Raw genomic sequence first — 17,600 nt, 5'->3', positions numbered from 1 at the left:
CTCAGAAGTCGGTCGAGATCGACAGGCTGAAGTTCTGGTCGCGGTCGTGTTTCTCTTTCTTGATCGGCCGCGAGAAGTTCAGCCGGAGCGGCCCGAGCGCCGAGTCCCAGAAGATCGAGACACCAAGCACGTGCCGGGCCGAGAAATCTTCGTAGAGGACATCGTTCGTGGTCTGGCCGAGCGTCTCGTCCGACAGCCCCCAGACCGAGCCGATGTCGTAGAACACGCCGCCGGTCACGCCGTATTCGTCCGGCAGACCGATCGGGAATTCCGCCTCGAAGCGCGCCACGGCGAAATAGTTGCCGCCCAGCGAGTCGTCGATGTCGTCGGCGGAGTTGTATTCGCGCGGACCGATGCCGCCGTATTCGAAGCCCCGCAGCGTCGAGTCGCTCAGCAGGAAGCGGTCGGTGACGCGGGTCTCGCCACTCGTGTAGTTCAGCGCGCCAGCCTCGAACGACGCCCGCAGGGTCACTTCCTCGTTCCAGATCTTGGTCTGGGCGACGGCCCGCAGGTTGGTCTTGATGAAGCTCGTGTCGCCGCCGACGCCGCCGAAATCCTGTCCGAACTCGAGCAGCACGCCCGCGTTCGGGTCAAGCCCGGTGCGGCGGGTGTCGTAGCTGTAGGTGTAGCCGAGGCTGCTGTCGAAGCGCCTTCCAAGGTCTTCCTCGGCCCGGATGATCTGGCCGGTATCGCCGTCCGAGGAGTTGCGGATGTCCGAGAAACGCGCCGTGTAGCGCAGGCTCAGGCGGCCGCTTTCGGAGACCGGGAACGAGAAGCTCGGGCGGAAGACACCGGTCGCGGTGTCGAACTCGGCATACTCGTTGTCGGTCTCGTTGTAGTTCAGCGCGAGACCGAAGGCGACGTCGCGTCCCAGGAACGCCGGCTCGACGAAGTTGAAGTTGTAGCTCGACGCGGAGCTTGCAGTGTTCACGCCAAGCGACAGGGTCTGCCCGCGCCCGAGGAAGTTCTGCTCGCTGAACGAGATCGAGGCGCCGAAACCGCTGGTGGTCGAGTAGGACCCGCCGAACCCGATGGAGCCGGTCGGCTGCTCTTCGACGTTCACGTCGACGATCACCTGCTGCGGCGTGCTGCCTTCGCGGGCCTCGACATCGGCGTTGGCGAAGTATCCCAGCGCGCGGATGCGCTCGGCGGCCTCGCGGATGGCGCGGGGATTGAACGGGTCACCCTCGGCGGTCTCGAACTGGCGGCGCACGACGCGGTCGAGCGTCGTGGTGTTGCCCTCGATGTCGATGCGCTCGACGAAGATGCGCGGGCCACGGGTCAGCACGAAGTTCACGTCGAGCGTCAGGTCACGGTCGTTGCGGCTGATGCGCGGATCGACACGGACGAAGTTCAGCCCCTGCTGGATGGCCAGGCGTTCAAGCCGGGCGATCTCGTTCTCGACCAGAGACGGCGAGTAGGTCTTGCCCGACTTCATCTTGATCGCGTCGCGGAACGCCTCGGTATCAACCTCGGCAAGGTCGGACTCGACCGTGATGTTGCCGACGTCGAACTGCTGCCCTTCCTGAACGTTGAAGGTAATGAAGTAGGCGTCACGTTCCTCGGCAAGCTCGGCGTTCACGCCGGTGATGCGGAAGTCGACGTAACCGCGCGAGGCGTAGAAGTCCTGAAGGAGCTGTCGGTCGAAGGCGATGCGGTCCTCGATGAACGTGTCCTTGCGGATGATCGCGCGAAGCAGGCCCGCCTGCTTGGTTTCCAGAACGCGGCGCAGGCGCCGGTCGGAATAGGCATCGTTGCCGACGAAGCCGATGCGCTCGACCTCGGTCACGCCGCCCTCGAAGATCTCGTAGACGAGGTCCACGCGGTTTTCCGAGCGGCGGATGAGCTTCGGCGTCACCCGGGCGGCGATGCGCCCCTGCTGGGTGTAGGCATCGGCGATGGACTGCGCGTCCTGCTCGGCGGTGCTGGGGTTGTAGACCCGGCGCGACTGCGAGCGGACGATGCCGGCGAGCTCTTCGTCGTCGATGCGGCGATTGCCCTCGAAGGCGATGCGGTTGATCGTCGGGTATTCCACCACGCGGATGATCAGCGTGTTGCCCTGCGGCACGATCTCGACGGTTTCGAAAAGTCCCGAGTTCGCAAGGCGCTGGTAGGCATCGTTGAGCTCGGCAGCACTGACCGCCGCACCGCGCGCGATTCCAGCGTAGCTCAGGATGGTGCCGGGCTCGATGCGCTGGTTGCCCTCGATCGAGACATTGTTGAAGCTGAACGCCTGCGCGACGACCGGCGACGGAAGCGCCGTGAAAGCCATGGTGAAAGCGACCGAAATCGCTGCAATTGAAACGCTTTTCTTGAAAACGTGCGCGCTGCGCCGGGGGCTGTCCCCCGAAAGCCCGTAGGTCATACCGCCAATCCACTCCGCCGTGTTTTTCAAGGTGAGTATCGGGATTGGGGGGGCTTGTCAAAAGCCGATAGTGCTTGACTCAGAGGGATCCGAGAAAGGCGCCGAAATACAACGCGCCGACGATGACGGCCACGTAAAGCAACCGATCCCAGTTGATCGTCAAAAGCAGCCCGAGGCCGCGATATCCGTGCTGAAGGGTGTGCATCCGTCTTCCGCCAGTTCTTGCCCGAAGGGTGGTTTCCGGCGTCTTTATGGATGCTCATTATGTTCGAATTGGGACGAATTTGCGCGAAGAAGGTGACCCCTCTTCGCGCATCATGAAAGTTCCCGGGACTCGGCTGCGCGCCCCGATCAGGGGCAGAACAGGTCGTTCGTCAGCGCGAAGGTCATCAGCGACAGGATCAGGATCAGCCCGATCGACATCGCCACGTTCAGCGCCTTGTCCGACGGCGGTTTGCCGGTCACCGCCTCCCAGGCGTGGAACACGAGATGCCCACCGTCGAGCACCGGCACCGGAAAGAGGTTCAGAAGCCCCACCGCCGTGGACAGCACCGCGATGAATGTGATGAAGCTCTGCCCGCCCTGGCTGGCCATGGCGCCGCTGGTCTGCGCGATGCCGATGGGCCCCGACAGGTTGCACGACGAGATCTTGCCCGCCACCATGTGCCACAGGCCCGAGAGCGACCCCGAGATGATCGAGCCGGTGCGCTCGACGCCACCGTTGAAGGCCTCGACCGGGCCGACCATCGTGGTCGCCGGCTCGAACGCGAGGCCGCCCACGATCCCGATCCGGTAGACGGCGTGGTAGCCGCCGTCGGGCAGCGGCTCGTCGGTCCGCTTCGGCGTCATCGCGACCTCGAGCTCCTCGCCGTCGCGCCACACCAGAAGATCCAGCGCCTCGCCGTTGGAGTTCTCGACCTTGTCCTTGAGTTGCGAGAAGGAATAGGCCCGCTCGCCGTTGATCGACAGGATGACGTCGCCCGGCTCGAGCCCCGCCTCGTTCGCGGCCGACCGCGGCACGATCTGGGTGGCCAGCGGCGGGTAGACATAGGGGCCGTCGACCTCCTGCGTCGTGCCGTTCCGCTCGACGGTATAGGGCAGAACCGCCTGGTCGGGCAGCGCCTGCATGAAGGCTTCGAAGCCCTCGGCGTCGGCGAAATCGGGCATCGGCTGGCCGTCGATCTCGAGGATGACGTCGCCCTCCTGCAGCTCCTGCGCCACCGGGAGCGCGCGCAGCTCGCCCACGGTGAACGGCTCTGCCACCTTGCCCTGCACCATGTAGATGCCGGTGAAGATCAGGATCGTCAGCGCGAAGTTGAACACCGGGCCCGCCGCCACGGTCGCGGCCCGAGCCCAGAGCGGCGCACCGTTCATCGTGCGGCGGCGCTCTTCCGGCGTGAGCTCGGCCATGGCATCGGCATCGCTGCCGCCGCTGGCGTTGGCGTCGCCCTTGAACTTCACGTAGCCGCCGAAGGGTAGCGCCGCGATCTGCCACTTGGTGCCGCGCTTGTCGTAGCGCGAGAAGATCACCGGCCCGAAGCCCAGCGAGAAGACATCGGCGTCGATCCCCGACCAGCGTCCCACGATGTAGTGGCCGTATTCATGGATCGCGACGATCACCGACAGTGCGATGACGAAGAAGATCAGCGTGTAGAGCAGGCCTCCGAACTGCGGGATCAGCTGCGTGATGTCCAAGATCTCTGCCTCTCAATGCCGTTTCTTGATGATCGCGTCCGCGGTAACACGGGCGAGATGGTCCGCCGCCTGCACGTTATCAAGAGTGATACCGGCGGCAATGAGGCCGCTTTCGGCCGAAACACGGTTAATTGTCTGCTCCACGACCTCGGCCATGGCGGGAAACCCGATGCGGCGGTCGATGAAGGCGTCGAGCGCATGTTCCTTGGCCGCGTTGAACACGGCCCCCGAAAGCCCGCCCGTCTGCATCACCTCGCGCGCCAGTCGCAGCGCGGGCCAGCGGGCATCGCAGGCCTCGCGGAAGGTGAACTTGCCGAGCTTCACGAGATCGAGCCGTTCGACCGGCAGCGCCTGCCGCTCGGGATGGTGCAGCGCGAAGCCGATGGCGTGGCGCATGTCCGGCGGGCCGACATGCGCCATCAGCGCCCCGTCGCGGAAGCCGACCAGCGCGTGGATCATCGATTCCGGATGGACCAGCACCTCGATCAGCGCCGGGTCGATCTGGAAAAACTCTTTGGTCTCGATGACTTCGAGCGCCTTGTTGAACATGGAGGCGCTGTCGATGGTGATCCGTTGGCCCATGTCCCAGTTGGGATGGGTCGCCGCCTGCTCGGGCGTAGCCTCGGCCAGGTTCTCAAGCGGCCAGTCCCGGAAGGCGCCGCCGCTCGCGGTGATGATGACCCGCTCGACCGCCGCGAGATCCTCGCCGATGAGCGCCTGGAAAACCGCCGAATGTTCGCTGTCGACCGGCAGCACGCGGCCCCCGTTGGCCTCGGCGGTCTGCATCACCAAGGGCCCGGCACAGACCATGCTTTCCTTGTTGGCCAGCGCCAGCGTCGCGCCCTGCTCGAGCGCCGCCAGCCCCGGCGGCAACCCCGCCGCGCCGACGATGGCCGACATGACCCAATCCGCCGGACGCCGTGCCGCCTCGACAAGTGCCTCGGGCCCGGCCGCCGCCTCGACACCGCTGCCCGACAGCCGCTCGCGCAGTTCCGGAAGCAGCGCAGGCTCGGAGGTCACCGCCACATCAGCGCCGAGTTTCCTTGCATCATCAGCGAGTTGCGAGACGTTCTTGCCACCACTCAGGGCGACCACGTCGTAGCTTTCGGGGTCGCGCGAGATCAGGTCGATGGTGTTCTGTCCGATTGATCCGGTGGCCCCGAAAATCGATACGCGCTTCATTGAACCCCCGGCGGGAAATTCACGATCTGACCGGCGATCAGCAGGAAAAGCGCGGCGCCCAGCATGCCGTCGAACCGGTCGAGCAGGCCACCGTGGCCGGGCACGAGATTCGAGCTGTCCTTGACGCCGGCCCGCCGCTTGATGGTGCTTTCCGCCATGTCGCCGATCTGGCTTGCCATCGAGACCGCGATGGAAACCCCCATGAGCCCGGCCCCGGCGTGTGTGGTGCCGGCGAAGATCAGCCCGATCACCGCCGCGCCGATCCACCCGGCAATGGCGCCCGACCATGTCTTCTTGGGGCTGACGCGCGGCCAGAGCTTGGGGCCGCCGAAGATGCGCCCGGCGAAATAGCCACCGATGTCGGTGATCGCGACGACGCAGACCAGCCAGAGCATCCAGACAAGGCCGAAATCGGCGCGCAGGGCCATGAAACCGTAGCCCGCGAGCAGGATGAGCGCGGTGAAGACCGCATAGGTCACCCCGCCCCGCTCCATCCGCCCGAAGCCGGCCATCGACGGCAGCAGCAGCAGAGGCAGCGCGAAGGATGGCGGCAGGTAGATTGCCGCAAGCGAACAGACCCCCGCGACGATTCCCAGCACATGCGCCGAGCGGTCGCGCGCGGTGTCGACCATGCGCACGAGCTCCCAGACCATGATGCCGCAGGCCAGCGCGATGAAGGCACGCCAGGCGATGCCGCCGATCCACACCGTGGCAAGGCTCAGCGCGATGAGCACCGCCGCCGAGATCATCCGGGGCCGCAGGTCGTTCCAGCGAGAAGTGGTCGTCATGCTTTTACGCCTCCGTAGCGGCGGTCGCGGGCACCGTAGGAACTCACGAGACGCCCGAATTCCTCGGCGCCGAAATCCGGCCAAAGCGTGTCGACGAATTCATATTCGGCGTAGGCCGACTGCCACAGCAGGAAGTTCGAGATCCGTGCCTCGCCGCTGGTGCGGATCACCAGGTCGGGGTCCGGCAGCACGCAGGTGTCGAGATACTTCGGCAGGGTCTCCTCGTTCACCGAGGCCGGGTCGAGCCGGCCGTCGGCCACGTCCTGCGCGAGCCGCTTGGTGGCCCGGGCCACTTCGTCGCGACCGCCGTAGTTGATTGCAATGGTCAGGTTCACGCCGGTGCAGTCCGAGGTCATCTGCTCGAGCTCGTCCATCAGCGATACCAGCTTCTTGTCGAGCCGGACCCGGTCGCCGATGAACCGCACGCGCACGTTCTCCTCGTGCAGCGAGCGGGCTTCCTTGGTGATGTAGCGACGGAACAGGCTCATCAGCCCCGCCACCTCGGACTGGGTGCGTTTCCAGTTCTCGGTGGAAAAGGCAAAGATCGTCACGTAGCCCACGCCGAGATCCGGGCAGGCCTCGACGATCTCGCGAACGCGCTTGGCGCCCGCGTGGTGTCCGAACAGACGCGGGCGGCCCCGCCGCTGTGCCCAGCGGCCGTTGCCGTCCATGATGATCGCCACATGACGCGGTCCGGCGCCATCTCGGATCGGTTTGGGCATCAGCCTGGCCCCTCCCATTACCTTCGGCACCGGCGGACCGGCTCAGACCTGCATGATCTCTTCTTGCTTGTGCTCCAGCGCCTCGTCCACCTTCTTGATGTAGGTGTCGGTCATGTCCTGCACCTCGGTCTCCCAGAATTTCTGGTCGTCCTCGGACATGCCGTCGGCCTTGGCCTTCTTGATCTGGTCCATGCCGTCACGGCGCACGTTGCGGATCGCGACGCGGGCGTGTTCGGCATACTGGCCCGCGACCTTGGTCAGCTCGCGCCGGCGCTCCTCGTTCAGCTCGGGGATCGGCAGCATGATGATGGTGCCGTTGAGCTGCGGGTTGATGCCCAGTCCGCTCTCGCGGATGGCCTTCTCAACCTTGCCCACCATGGACTTGTCCCAGACGTTGATGGTGACCATACGCGGCTCGGGCACGTTCACGGTGCCAACCTGGTTGATCGGCGTCATCTGCCCGTAGGCTTCGACCTGCACCGGCTCGAGCATCGAGGACGAGGCCCGGCCCGTGCGAAGCGAGGCGAATTCCGTGCGCAGGTTCGACATGGTCCCGTCCATCCGGCGCTTGAGGTCGTCGGTATCGAGTTCGAAATCTTCTGACATGATTGGTCTTGCCCGCTCAGGTGTTTGTCTTTCGGAGCGTGTTCTAGGACAGGTGGACCCGGATGTATAGCGGTTTGCGCGGATCGGTGCCCGGCGGGCTCCCTTGACTCGCTCCCGTGCCGGTGGAAACGTCGCGACGAAATTCTTCCCGGCAAAGGACATGCGGCTTGGCCCGATCGAACTCCACCTACGTCGTGATCGGCCTCGGCGCCTTCGGCAGCACCGTGGCGCAGGAGCTGGCGCGGTTCGGCAATCACGTGATGGGCGTCGACATCGAGGAGAAACCCGTGTCGCGCCTCGCCGACACGCTGACCGCCTCGGCGATTCTCGACACCACCGACGACACCGCGATGCGCGAGGCCGGGATCGACCAGTATGACGTGGCGCTGGTGGCAATCGGCACGGACATCCAGTCGAGCATCCTCACCACGATGAACCTGCGCCTGCTCGGCATCGACCGGATCTGGGTGAAAGCCGCGAACCGGACGCACCACCGCATCCTGTCGAAGCTCGGCGCCGACCGGGTGATCCTGCCCGAGCAGGAGATGGGCCGCCACACCGCGCAGATGCTCAACAACCCGGCGATGAAGGACTACATGAGCCTTGGCAACGGCTACAGCGTGGTCAACATCGTGCTGCCCGAACGGCTCGATGGCTGCCGGATCGGCGAGCTCGAGCTCGAAGAACGTCCCGACATGCGCCTCCTGGGCATCATGCGTGGCACCGAGTTCCGCGACTGCACCAACCCGGACTCCACGATGCAGAAGGACGACCGCCTGATCCTCGTTGGAAAACGCGGAGACCTGCGGGCCTTCGGCGAAGAGCTCTGATCCGCATGACCCTCGGGCTGGGCAGCATCAGCGCACACCGGCTCCTGCGCCGGCTCCTGCATATCTCACCGCCGCTGAGCCTTGCCGGGCTCTACGCAGGCTTCATCCTGCTGGGCGGGCTCTGCTTCAAGCTGCCCGGCGCCATGCTCGGCGAGCTCAGCTGGTCCGACGCCTTCTTCACCGCCGCCTCGGCGGTGACGGTGACCGGGCTCTCGGTGGTCGACGCGGGCACGCAGTTCAACCTGCTCGGCGAGGCGGTGCTGCTGGTGCTGATCCAGCTCGGCGGGCTGGGGCTGATGACCTTCGCGGTGCTGGTGCTTGCCGCGCTCAAGGTGCCGGTCGGGCTGACCGGCCAGATCTACCTCAGCGAGGAGCTGAACCAGAGCTCCATGCACCGGCTCATGCGGCTGGTGAAACGCATCTTCCAGGTGGTGCTCGTCTGCGAGCTCGCGGGCGCGGCGCTTCTCGCCACCAGCTTCGTGCCGATGCTGGGGCTCGGACGCGGGCTCTGGGTCTCGCTCTTCCATGCCGTCTCGGCCTTCAACAACGCGGGCTTCTCGACCTTTTCGGACGGGCTCGTGCCGCTCGCCGCGGACCCGATCATCAACATCGTCATCCCGGCGCTCTTCATCGTCGGCGGCGTCGGCTATGTCGTCATCGACGACGTGATCCGCAATCGTCGGTGGGGCCGCTTTTCGCTGCACACCAAGATCATGCTGTCGGGAAGCACCATCCTCATCTTCTGGGGCTGGGGCGCGTTCGCCGCGCTCGAGTGGCACAATCCCGGAACGCTGGGCCAGTTCGACGGCGCGCCACTACGCCTGATGGTTGCCTGGTTCCAGGGCGTGACGCCCCGCACCGCCGGCTTCAATACCGTCGAGATGGCGGAGATGCACGACAGCACCGCGCTGATGGTGATTTCGCTCATGCTGATCGGTGCCGGACCCACCTCGACCGCCGGCGGCATCAAGGTGACCACCTTCGTGGTCATGTGCCTTGCCACCGTGGCGTTCTTCCAGCGCCGCACCCAGCTCAACGCCTTCGGCCGCTCCATCGGCCTGCACGAAGTGCTCAAGGTCATGGCCCTGACCGCCATCAGTGTGATCGTGGTCTTCGTGGGGGTGTTCCTGCTCGCCGCCACGCAGGAGGGGCATTTCCTCGACGTGAGCTTCGAGGTGGCCAGCGCCTTCGGCACCGTTGGCCTGTCACGCGGCTTCACCGGGGAGCTCACAGACCCTGGCCGCGCGGTGATCGTCGCGATCATGTTCATCGGCCGCGTCGGCCCGCTGACGCTGGGCTACTTCCTCGCGACCCGCTCGGTGCCGCGCGTGCGCTACCCCGAAGGGCGCATCCACCTCGGCTGACGCGCCCGGTGCGGGGGAGCGAGACCGCCCACTCTACGCGGACAGCATCCCCGCAAGACCCGCACCCCGCGTNGCGGACAGCATCCCCGCAAGACCCGCACCCCGCGTTTCTTCTGGCCCGAAATATCCCGGGGAGTCCGCGCCCGCGCGGACGGGGCAGAGCCCCATCCGGCGCAAGCGCCGTCAGCCGTGAACAGTGGTCGAGGTTCCCTGCCCCGCCAGGATGCCGCGGAAGCCGCCCGGCTCGTCGAGCGAGAACACGATGATCGGCAGGTTGTTGTCGCGCGCCAGCGCGATCGCCGAGGCGTCCATCACCTTGAGGTTCTTCTGCAGCACCTCGTCGTAGCTCACCCGGTCGTAGCGCACCGCGTCGTCATGCTTCACCGGGTCCTTGTCGTAGATGCCGTCGACCTTGGTCCCCTTGAAGATCGCCTCGCAGTTCATCTCGTTGGCGCGCAGCGTGGCGGCCGTGTCGGTGGTGAAATACGGGTTGCCGGTGCCGGCGGCGAAGATGCACACCCGCTTCTTCTCGAGGTGCCGCACGGCGCGGCGGCGGATGTAGGGCTCGGCCACCTCGTCCATGCGGATGGCCGAGATCACCCTCGTGTAGACGCCCTGCTCTTCCAGCGCCGACTGCATCGCCAGCGCGTTCATCACGGTCGCCAGCATCCCCATGTAATCCGCGGTGGTCCGCTCCATCCCCTGCGCGGACCCGGCGAGCCCGCGGAAGATGTTGCCGCCGCCGATGACCATGCAGATCTCGACGCCCATCTCCTGCACCGATCGCACCTCGCGCGCGATGCGCTCGACGGTCGGCGGGTGCAGGCCGTAGCCCTGGTCCCCCATCAACGCCTCTCCCGAGATTTTCAGCAGGACGCGTTTGAAGGTGGTCTGCGGGATCTCGGTCATGTTGCGCTCCGTCTCGAGAGGGGTCTAGGATCGGCGCCATATGTGGCCGAAAACCGGCCCGGCTGCAATGCCGCGCATGACGTGCCGAAAGGAGATCCCGGTGAACGAAGACCTGATCCGGCTGGCCCCCGACCCGGCCCGCCCGGTGCTGATCGCGGGGCCGACCGCAAGCGGGAAATCCGCCCTCGCGCTCGAGATCGCCGCCCGCCAGGGCGGGGTCATCGTCAATGCCGACGCGATCCAGGTGTTCTCGGACTGGCGGGTGCTCACCGCCCGCCCCTCCAGGGCCGAGGAGGCGCAGGCGCCGCACCGTCTCTACGGCCATGTTCCGGGCACCGAGCCCTATTCCGTCGGCCAGTGGTTGCGCGATCTCGAGCCCATTCTCACCGGCCCCGAACGACCGATCATCGTCGGCGGCACCGGGCTCTACTTCACCGCGCTGACCGAGGGGCTTGCCGAGATCCCCGCCACGCCCGACGACATCCGCGCGGAAGCGATGGCGCGGCTCGACGCCGGAGAGCTGGCGCAGATGATCGCCGAACTCGACGCCGAGACCCGCGCCCGCATCGACCTTGCCAACCCGATGCGGGTGCAGCGCGCCTGGGAGGTCCTGAAGGCCACCGGGCGCGGGATCGCTGCCTGGCAGAAAGAGACGCCGCCGCCGCGTCTGCCGCTTTCGCAGGCGCAACCGATCCTTTTCGATGCACCTAAGGAATGGCTGACGCCGCGAATCGAGACCCGGTTCCGGAAGATGGTCTCCGGAGGCGCGCTGGACGAGGCACGGGCGAACCTGCCGGGCTGGTCGCCCGACCTGCCCTCGGCCAAGGCGATCGGGGCCGCCGAGCTGATGGCGCACCTGCGCGGAGAGATCACGCTGGACGACGCCATCGACCGGGCGACGGTGCTCACCCGGCAATTCGCGAAGCGCCAGCGCAGCTGGTTCCGCGCGCGCATGGGCGACTGGCCCCGCATCGCCCCCGCGCAGGTCGGCGCCTGAGAGCCGGACCGTCGCTTGTCGGCGACGGCCCCCGGGCCATGTGATGTCACAGGAAAGACCTTGCCCCGACAGGAGCACATGGGCTTTCATCCCGCTCGCGGGAAAGGGGGATCCCAGGCACATGGAGAAGGACGCAGCATGACGCAGACCGGTGACAGCGAGAGGATCCATCCCGCCGCCCGGATGTGCGCCGATGCGCTGAGCGCCGGCCGCATGGACCGGCGCGAGTTCCTGACCCGCACCACGGCGCTCGGCCTGAGCAGCGCCTCGGCATATGCGCTCGGCGGGCTTTCACGCCCCGCGGCGGCCGAGGAAGCCGAAGAGACGGCGGCGGGAAGCCGGCTGCGCATCCAGATGGAGGTGCGCCCGCTCAAGGACCCCCGCACCTTCGACTGGCCCGAGATCGCCAACTTCACCCGCGGATGGCTGGAATACCTCGTGGAATACCAGCGCGACGGCACGGTGCGCGGCATGCTGCTCGAAGGGTGGGACGTGAGCGACGACGCCACGCGCTACACGCTGCATGTCCGGCCCGGCGTCACCTGGAGCAACGGCGATGCCTTCACCGCCGCAGATGTCGAGCGGATGTTCCACTACTGGTGCGACCGCGAGGTGGAGGGCAACTCGATGGCGGGCCGGCTGAGCACGCTGGTCGACCGCGAGACCGGCAAGCTGCACGAGGGGGCGGTGACGCGTGTCGACGAGCTCACGGTGCAGCTCGACCTGCCCAGCCCCGACGTCGCGCTGATGGTCGGCCTCTCCGACTACCCCGCCGCCGTCGTGCACGAAAGCCACGACCCGGACGCCATGCTCGCCAACCCGGTGGGCACCGGCCCATACCTTCCGGTCATGCTCGCGCCGGCCGAACGTGCCGAGCTTGTGCGCAACGAGACCCACGACTGGTGGGGCGCACGGGCCGAGGGCTACGGCGGCGCGACCATCGACCGTATCGTCTTTCTCGACTACGGCACCGACCCGGCAAGCTGGATCGCCGCCGCCGAGCGGGGCGAGATCGACATGCTCTACGAGAACCTCGGCGAATTCATCGAACTCGCGGACCGGATGGGCTGGGAAAGCTCCGAGGTCGTGACCGGATCGACGCTGGTGCTGCGCGGCAACCAGCGCACGCTGGTCGACGGCAGCGCGCCCTATGCCGATCTCAAGGTGCGCCGCGCGCTGCAACTTGCCATCGACAACGCCATCTGTCTCGAACTGGGCTACGCCGGGCACGGCACGCTGGCGGCAAACCATCACGTCGCCCCGGTGCACCCGGATTACGCCGACATCGGCCCGTCGGACTTCGACCCCGAGGCCGCCCATGCGCTCATGGAGGAGGCCGGGATGCTCGGGTTCGAGCATGAGCTCATCACCCTCGACGACGGGCTCACCATGCTCACCGGCGACGCGGCGGCGGCGCTTCTGCGGGATGCCGGCTTCAAGGTCACGCGGACGGTGCTGCCCGGCTCGCGGTTCTGGTCGGAATGGAAAAGCTATCCTCTGTCGATCACCGAGTGGAACCACCGCCCGCTCGGGATACAGGTGCTGGCGCTCGCCTACCGCTCCGGCGAGCCCTGGAACGAGACCGGCTACGCCAACCCCGAGTTCGACGCCCTCGTGGCCGAGGCGCTTGCCATCCCCGACGACATCGCGCGTAGCGAAATCATGGCGAAACTGGAACGCATCCTGCGCGAGGACGCGGTGATCGTGCAGCCCTTCTGGCGCTCGCTCTATCGGCACTTCCGTCCTGGTGTGACCGGGGCAGAAATGCACCCCGCCTCGGAGATTCACCTCTACAAGCTCGGGCTGCGCAACGGCTGAGACGCACCGGCCTCAGTCCTGAAGCAGGTGCTCGTAGCGCTTGTCGGTCAGAGTATTCAGGAACGCGACAAGCGCGTCGATGCGCTGGTCCTCCAGTGCCGGCCCCTCGGTCAGCTTGTCCATCGCGATGTTCTCGGGCACTTCGGGCGGGCCGAAGGGCGCGCCGGTCTCGGGGTTGATCTTCCGCTTCTCGCTGCGCGTGTTGTAGCTGTTGTAGAACAGGATGACCGAGCGCAGGTCCTCGAACACGCCGTTGTGCATGTAGGGCGCCGTCACCGCGACGTTGCGCAGCGTCGGCGTGCGGTAGCGCCCGCGGGTCTCGTCGGTGCCACCTGCGTCCGGGTGGGCCGCGAGCCCGGTGTCGGCTTCGGTCACACCGTTGGCCGCGCGCAGCGCGCCGTTCTCGGGCACGCCGAGATTGTAGTAATGGTAGTCCGAAAACGTCTCTTCCGGGTCGATCGCGCTGCGCTTGAGCTGGTGGCACTGGTTGCAGTTGGTGAACTGCTGCGAGAAGAACAGCAGCCGTCCGAGCTCTTCCTGCCGCGTCAACTCGGCCTCGCCGCGCAGGAAGCGGTCGTATTTCGAGTCGAAGGTCGAGAACTCGGGCCCCCGCTCATAGGCGGCGATGGCCCGGGTCATCGCATCATAGGCGGCCTCGGGGTCGTCGAGCACACCCTCGCCGAAGAGCGCCGGGAAGCTCTCCCGGTAGACCGGATCGTCGCGCAGTCGGGCGGTGACCTCGGCCTTGTCGGCCATGCCCATCTCCATCGGGTTGAGCGGCGGTGCACCCGCCTGCGCCTCGAGCGTGCCGGCGCGGCCGTCATGGAACAGACCGCCCATCCATTCGCCCTCGGGGTCCTTGCCGAACTCGGGGATAAAGGCAGCATAAGTCGCGGTGGGCGCGTTGCGATCACCCAGCGACACGCCATCGTCGCCCGGCGAGGCCGCGCCGCGCGGATCCGCGAAACCGTAGGCAGGGTCATGGCAGCTCGCGCAGCTCTGGGTGCGGTTCTTCGACAGGTTCACGTCGAAGAACAATGCCTCCCCCAGCGCCTCGAGATCTTGCGGCGCCTCGGAGGGCGTCGAGCGCAGCGCGGACGCACCAAGCCCCGCGGCAAGCGCGGCGACGACGGCGATGCTGAGAATGGGGGCGGTCTTCATCCCGGTCTCCAGAAGCTTGCGGAGAATGACCTCCGTCTAGTCCGTTGCCGGTCGCCCGTCAATTCCCGAGCGTTTCACTTGGGCAAGCCGCGACGCCCTGCCGCGGCTTGTCATGCGCATCTCAGGCCCGCGTTACGAGCCCCAGATCGTCTTCACGTAGTTGCGGGTCTCGCGATAGGGCGGCACGCCGCCATGCTTCGCGACCGCCCCCGGCCCGGCGTTGTAGGCGGCCAGCGCCAGCCGCCACGAGCCGAACTTGAGGTATTGCGCCTTGAGATAGCGCGCCCCGCCCTCGAGGTTCTGTTTCGGATCGGTCGGATCCACCCCCAGCCGCTTGGCGGTAAAGGGCATGAGCTGCGCGAGCCCGATGGCTCCCTTGTGCGACTTGGCGCGCGGATTGAAGTTGGATTCCTGCTTCACCAGCCGCAAAAAGAGATCCTCGGGCACGCCATGCCGGCGGGCGGCGATGCGCGCCATCTCGGCGAACGGCCCCTGGTAACGACCGCGATACACGGGCGTGCTGCCCTCGTCGCCGCCCATCGGTCCCCACTTCGTCGGCGTCACCACCGACGGCGGCTTCAGCCGGACCGAGCTGCGGTATTGCTCGGAGGCCCGCGAGTCGAGAACGTTGGTCTGCTTGCGGAAAAGCATGACCCGGTTCTTCGTCGAAAGTGTCTCGGCCTTGGCAGCCGTGACGGAAAGCGCGGCGCAAACGAATGCCGCCAGCACGCTACGCGACAGTTTCTGCATGAAGCACCCTGTCCTGTCCCTGTTTCCCTGCGACGCGACCATACAGGAAACGCGGATTTTCGCTACCCCTGCGTGGCGTGGCGGCAAACCGCCGCCCAGCAGCGTACAAGACACGGTTAACCATTTATCGGGCAAGCTTCCCGCGATCCGGCAGGCCGCCGGATTGGCCGGAACGATCCGGTGGCGTCGGGCGGCGCGGCTGTGTAAGGCTGGCCGAAACCCCGGACGGGGAAGGAATCGGAACAAGCGAGTGAGGATGAGATGGCCGGATCCGTGAACAAGGTGATCCTGGTGGGCAACCTGGGGGCCGACCCCGAGACGCGCACCTTCCAGAACGGTGGCAAGGTCTGCAACCTGCGCGTCGCCACCTCGGAGACCTGGAAGGACCGCAACACCGGCGAGCGGCGCGAGCGCACCGAATGGCACCAGGTGGCGATCTTCTCGGAGCCGCTGGCGCGCATCGCCGAGCAATATCTGCGCAAGGGCTCGAAGGTCTACCTCGAGGGCCAGCTCGAGACGCGCAAGTGGCAGGACCAGTCCGGCCAGGATCGCTATTCGACCGAGGTCGTGCTGCGCCCCTACCGTGGCGAGCTGACCCTGCTCGACAGCCGCGGCGGCGGTGGCGGCGGCGGTGACTTCGGAGGCTCCGGCGGCGGCTACGGTGGTGGCGGCGGCGGAGGCGGCTACGGCGGTGGCCGCGACGACTCCTACGGCGGCGGTGGTGGCGGCGGTGGCCGTGCGCCCTCGCGCGACCTCGACGACGAGATCCCGTTCTGAGATCACGCCAAACCCGTGATGACGAAGGCCCGGTGCGCAGAATGCGCCCGGGCCTTTTTCCGTTCTCGAACAATGATCGCGCCGCAACGATGCGCCTTGGCCTTCTCACCGGGGTGCGCGCTCCGGCGCAGGGTGGGCTTGCAACCCTCCACTCCGCTCAGAGCGGCCCGTCCTCGAGCACGCCGTCGGCCGACATCTGCGCGTAGAGCAAACCCTCGCGCAGACCGCGATCGGCGACCGAAAGCCGGTCCGTCGGCCACAGCCGCAGCAGCGCCTGCAGGATCGCGGCCCCCGACATGATGAGCGCCTGCCGGTCCTGCCCGATGCGCGGGTCGCGCCGCCGGCCGACAGGCCCGAGTTCCAGATATTGCGCGATGACCGCCTCGATCTGGTCGGTGGTCATCCGCAGACCGTCGACCTTGGTGCGGTCGTAGCGCCGCAACCCGAGATGCGATGCGGCCACGGTGGTCACCGTCCCCGACGTGCCGACGATCTGGAACCCCTCGCGCGCCTGCACGTCCTTGTAGGGCGCGAATTCTGAAAGGTTTTCCTCGAAATACCAGCTCATCAGCGCGTAGCGCGCAGCGTCGTCCTCGACATCGGAGAATTGGTCGCGCAGGGTCGCCACCCCAAGCGGCACCGAAATCCAGTCGACGACCTTGGCCGCTGGAAACGGACTTTCGGGTGGGTGGAAGCCCGCGTGCAGCCGCATGATCGCCGCCGGCCGGTCGCGGCGCGGCACCGAGGACAGGTCGATCCAGACGAGCTCGGTCGAGCCGCCGCCGATGTCGACCACGAGAAGCTGCTCGGTGCGGGTCGAGACCAGCGGCGCACAGGAGATCACGGCGAGCCGCGCCTCTTCCTCGGGCTGGATGATCTCGAGTTGCAGGCCGGTGTCGCGCCGGACCTGCCGGATGAAGTCGCGCGCGTTGGCCGCCCGACGGCAGGCCTCCGTCGCGACGAGCCGCATCCGCTCGACCTTGTGCCGCTTGATCTTCTGCTGACAGACCCGAAGCGCGCCGATCGTGCGTTGCATCGAGGCACGCGACAAGCGCCCGCTCATCTCGAGGCCATGCCCGAGCTGAACGGACTTCGAAAACGAGTCCACCACATGAAACTGGCTGCCCTTGGGCTGGGCAATCAGCATGCGACAGCTGTTCGTACCGAGATCCAGCGCGGCATACAGCGCACTCGGATCCGGCGGTTTCGGCGCGGGGCTCTCTACCGGTTTCGGGAAAGCGCCCGCACCCTTGGGACGCCTTGGCGCCATTTCACTGCGCCTTTCCGAATATGAAGTTGTTCTAAAGATACGCTCGGCACGCTCACCACGCAAGGGAGATGCAGAGGCAGATCAGGGCCATTGTGGAAGAAATTCGATGGACAGGGCTTTCCGGTAGCGCACTATTCCCGCCGCAAGTCACCGCGCCCGACGCCAGGGCCCCGAGACAAGCTGCTGATTTGTCGAGCGTTTATCATTTACTTCCAAAAGGTCCGGCCGATTGTTCTCCACTCGGATCACGGGAGCGTGTCGCCCCCGGAACGCGGATCGGCGGCGCGCCATGTCAGTGGCGCGTTGGCTCGGTGGCAACTGCCCGTCAGGCGTCCGGCGACAGGCGCGCAGGGGTTCCCGGAGCGT

The 17,600-nt window shown here is 66.7% G+C and carries 16 protein-coding genes; 5 read left to right on the top strand and 11 right to left on the bottom strand.

Going from position 1 to position 17,600, the window contains the following annotated elements; all coding sequences use genetic code 11:
• Position 1 precedes the first annotated feature (1 nt).
• The 7 genes from bamA to frr all read right to left on the bottom strand — a co-directional run bounded on the left by bamA (position 2) and on the right by frr (position 7,358).
• Positions 2-2,272, bottom strand: a complete 2,271-nt coding sequence (gene bamA, locus D6860_RS12240; RefSeq protein WP_229743294.1) for an outer membrane protein assembly factor BamA — start codon at positions 2,270-2,272, stop codon at positions 2-4.
• Between the two features lie 172 nt (positions 2,273-2,444).
• Entirely contained in the window at positions 2,445-2,570 is a 126-nt protein-coding gene (locus tag D6860_RS25890; RefSeq protein WP_017468313.1) for a hypothetical protein, read from the bottom strand.
• A 146-nt stretch (positions 2,571-2,716) separates the two neighbouring features.
• Positions 2,717-4,060 carry an RIP metalloprotease RseP gene (rseP, locus tag D6860_RS12235; protein ID WP_076624699.1) on the bottom strand — a complete coding sequence of 448 codons (1,344 nt, stop codon included), beginning with the start codon at positions 4,058-4,060 and terminating at the stop codon, positions 2,717-2,719.
• 12 nt (positions 4,061-4,072) lie between these two features.
• Positions 4,073-5,242 carry a 1-deoxy-D-xylulose-5-phosphate reductoisomerase gene (gene dxr / locus D6860_RS12230; RefSeq protein WP_076624700.1) on the bottom strand — a complete coding sequence of 390 codons (1,170 nt, stop codon included), beginning with the start codon at positions 5,240-5,242 and terminating at the stop codon, positions 4,073-4,075.
• Positions 5,239-6,030: a phosphatidate cytidylyltransferase gene (locus tag D6860_RS12225; protein ID WP_076624701.1), complete on the bottom strand. Its 792-nt coding sequence runs from the start codon at positions 6,028-6,030 to the stop codon at positions 5,239-5,241. Before D6860_RS12225 ends, dxr begins: the two co-directional genes overlap by 4 nt.
• Positions 6,027-6,752, bottom strand: a complete 726-nt coding sequence (locus tag D6860_RS12220) for an isoprenyl transferase (RefSeq protein ID WP_076624702.1) — start codon at positions 6,750-6,752, stop codon at positions 6,027-6,029. Before D6860_RS12220 ends, D6860_RS12225 begins: the two co-directional genes overlap by 4 nt.
• A 42-nt stretch (positions 6,753-6,794) precedes the next feature.
• Positions 6,795-7,358 carry a ribosome recycling factor gene (gene frr / locus D6860_RS12215; RefSeq protein ID WP_076624703.1) on the bottom strand — a complete coding sequence of 188 codons (564 nt, stop codon included), beginning with the start codon at positions 7,356-7,358 and terminating at the stop codon, positions 6,795-6,797.
• 167 nt (positions 7,359-7,525) lie between these two features.
• Between frr and D6860_RS12210 the strand changes: the two genes are divergently transcribed.
• Positions 7,526-8,188: a potassium channel family protein gene (locus D6860_RS12210; protein WP_017468506.1), complete on the top strand. Its 663-nt coding sequence runs from the start codon at positions 7,526-7,528 to the stop codon at positions 8,186-8,188.
• Between the two features lie 5 nt (positions 8,189-8,193).
• Positions 8,194-9,552 (top strand): TrkH family potassium uptake protein, encoded by a 1,359-nt coding sequence (locus D6860_RS12205; RefSeq protein ID WP_076624704.1) that lies wholly within the window; start codon positions 8,194-8,196, stop codon positions 9,550-9,552.
• A 183-nt stretch (positions 9,553-9,735) separates the two neighbouring features.
• On the opposite strand, the gene pyrH is transcribed toward D6860_RS12205, so the two are convergent.
• On the bottom strand, positions 9,736-10,461 hold the full coding sequence (gene pyrH, locus D6860_RS12200; protein WP_076624705.1) for a UMP kinase: 726 nt from the start codon (positions 10,459-10,461) through the stop codon (positions 9,736-9,738).
• 76 nt (positions 10,462-10,537) lie between these two features.
• Between pyrH and miaA the strand changes: the two genes are divergently transcribed.
• Together miaA and D6860_RS12190 are read left to right on the top strand one after the other, a co-directional pair.
• Positions 10,538-11,458 (top strand): tRNA (adenosine(37)-N6)-dimethylallyltransferase MiaA, encoded by a 921-nt coding sequence (gene miaA / locus D6860_RS12195; RefSeq protein ID WP_076625439.1) that lies wholly within the window; start codon positions 10,538-10,540, stop codon positions 11,456-11,458.
• Between the two features lie 138 nt (positions 11,459-11,596).
• Positions 11,597-13,276 carry an ABC transporter substrate-binding protein gene (locus D6860_RS12190; protein ID WP_076624706.1) on the top strand — a complete coding sequence of 560 codons (1,680 nt, stop codon included), beginning with the start codon at positions 11,597-11,599 and terminating at the stop codon, positions 13,274-13,276.
• Between the two features lie 12 nt (positions 13,277-13,288).
• Here D6860_RS12190 and D6860_RS12185 read toward each other — a convergent pair whose 3' ends face one another.
• Positions 13,289-14,437 carry a cytochrome-c peroxidase gene (locus D6860_RS12185; RefSeq protein WP_076624707.1) on the bottom strand — a complete coding sequence of 383 codons (1,149 nt, stop codon included), beginning with the start codon at positions 14,435-14,437 and terminating at the stop codon, positions 13,289-13,291.
• Between the two features lie 132 nt (positions 14,438-14,569).
• On the bottom strand, positions 14,570-15,187 hold the full coding sequence (locus D6860_RS12180; RefSeq protein WP_017467151.1) for a lytic transglycosylase domain-containing protein: 618 nt from the start codon (positions 15,185-15,187) through the stop codon (positions 14,570-14,572).
• Positions 15,188-15,448: 261 nt separating this feature from the next.
• Between D6860_RS12180 and ssb the strand changes: the two genes are divergently transcribed.
• Positions 15,449-15,964, top strand: a complete 516-nt coding sequence (gene ssb / locus D6860_RS12175) for a single-stranded DNA-binding protein (RefSeq protein WP_076624708.1) — start codon at positions 15,449-15,451, stop codon at positions 15,962-15,964.
• A gap of 157 nt (positions 15,965-16,121) precedes the next feature.
• On the opposite strand, the gene D6860_RS12170 is transcribed toward ssb, so the two are convergent.
• Entirely contained in the window at positions 16,122-17,234 is a 1,113-nt protein-coding gene (locus tag D6860_RS12170) for a Ppx/GppA phosphatase family protein (protein WP_076624709.1), read from the bottom strand.
• Positions 17,235-17,600 lie beyond the last annotated feature (366 nt).

The sequence above is a fragment of the Salipiger sp. D13 genome (assembly GCF_003703915.1).
In the GTDB taxonomy this organism is placed as follows: Bacteria; Pseudomonadota; Alphaproteobacteria; order Rhodobacterales; family Rhodobacteraceae; genus Salipiger; species Salipiger profundus.
The sequence above is the reverse complement of the archived record's forward strand: the minus strand, read 5'-3'. Positions and strand labels throughout refer to the sequence as shown.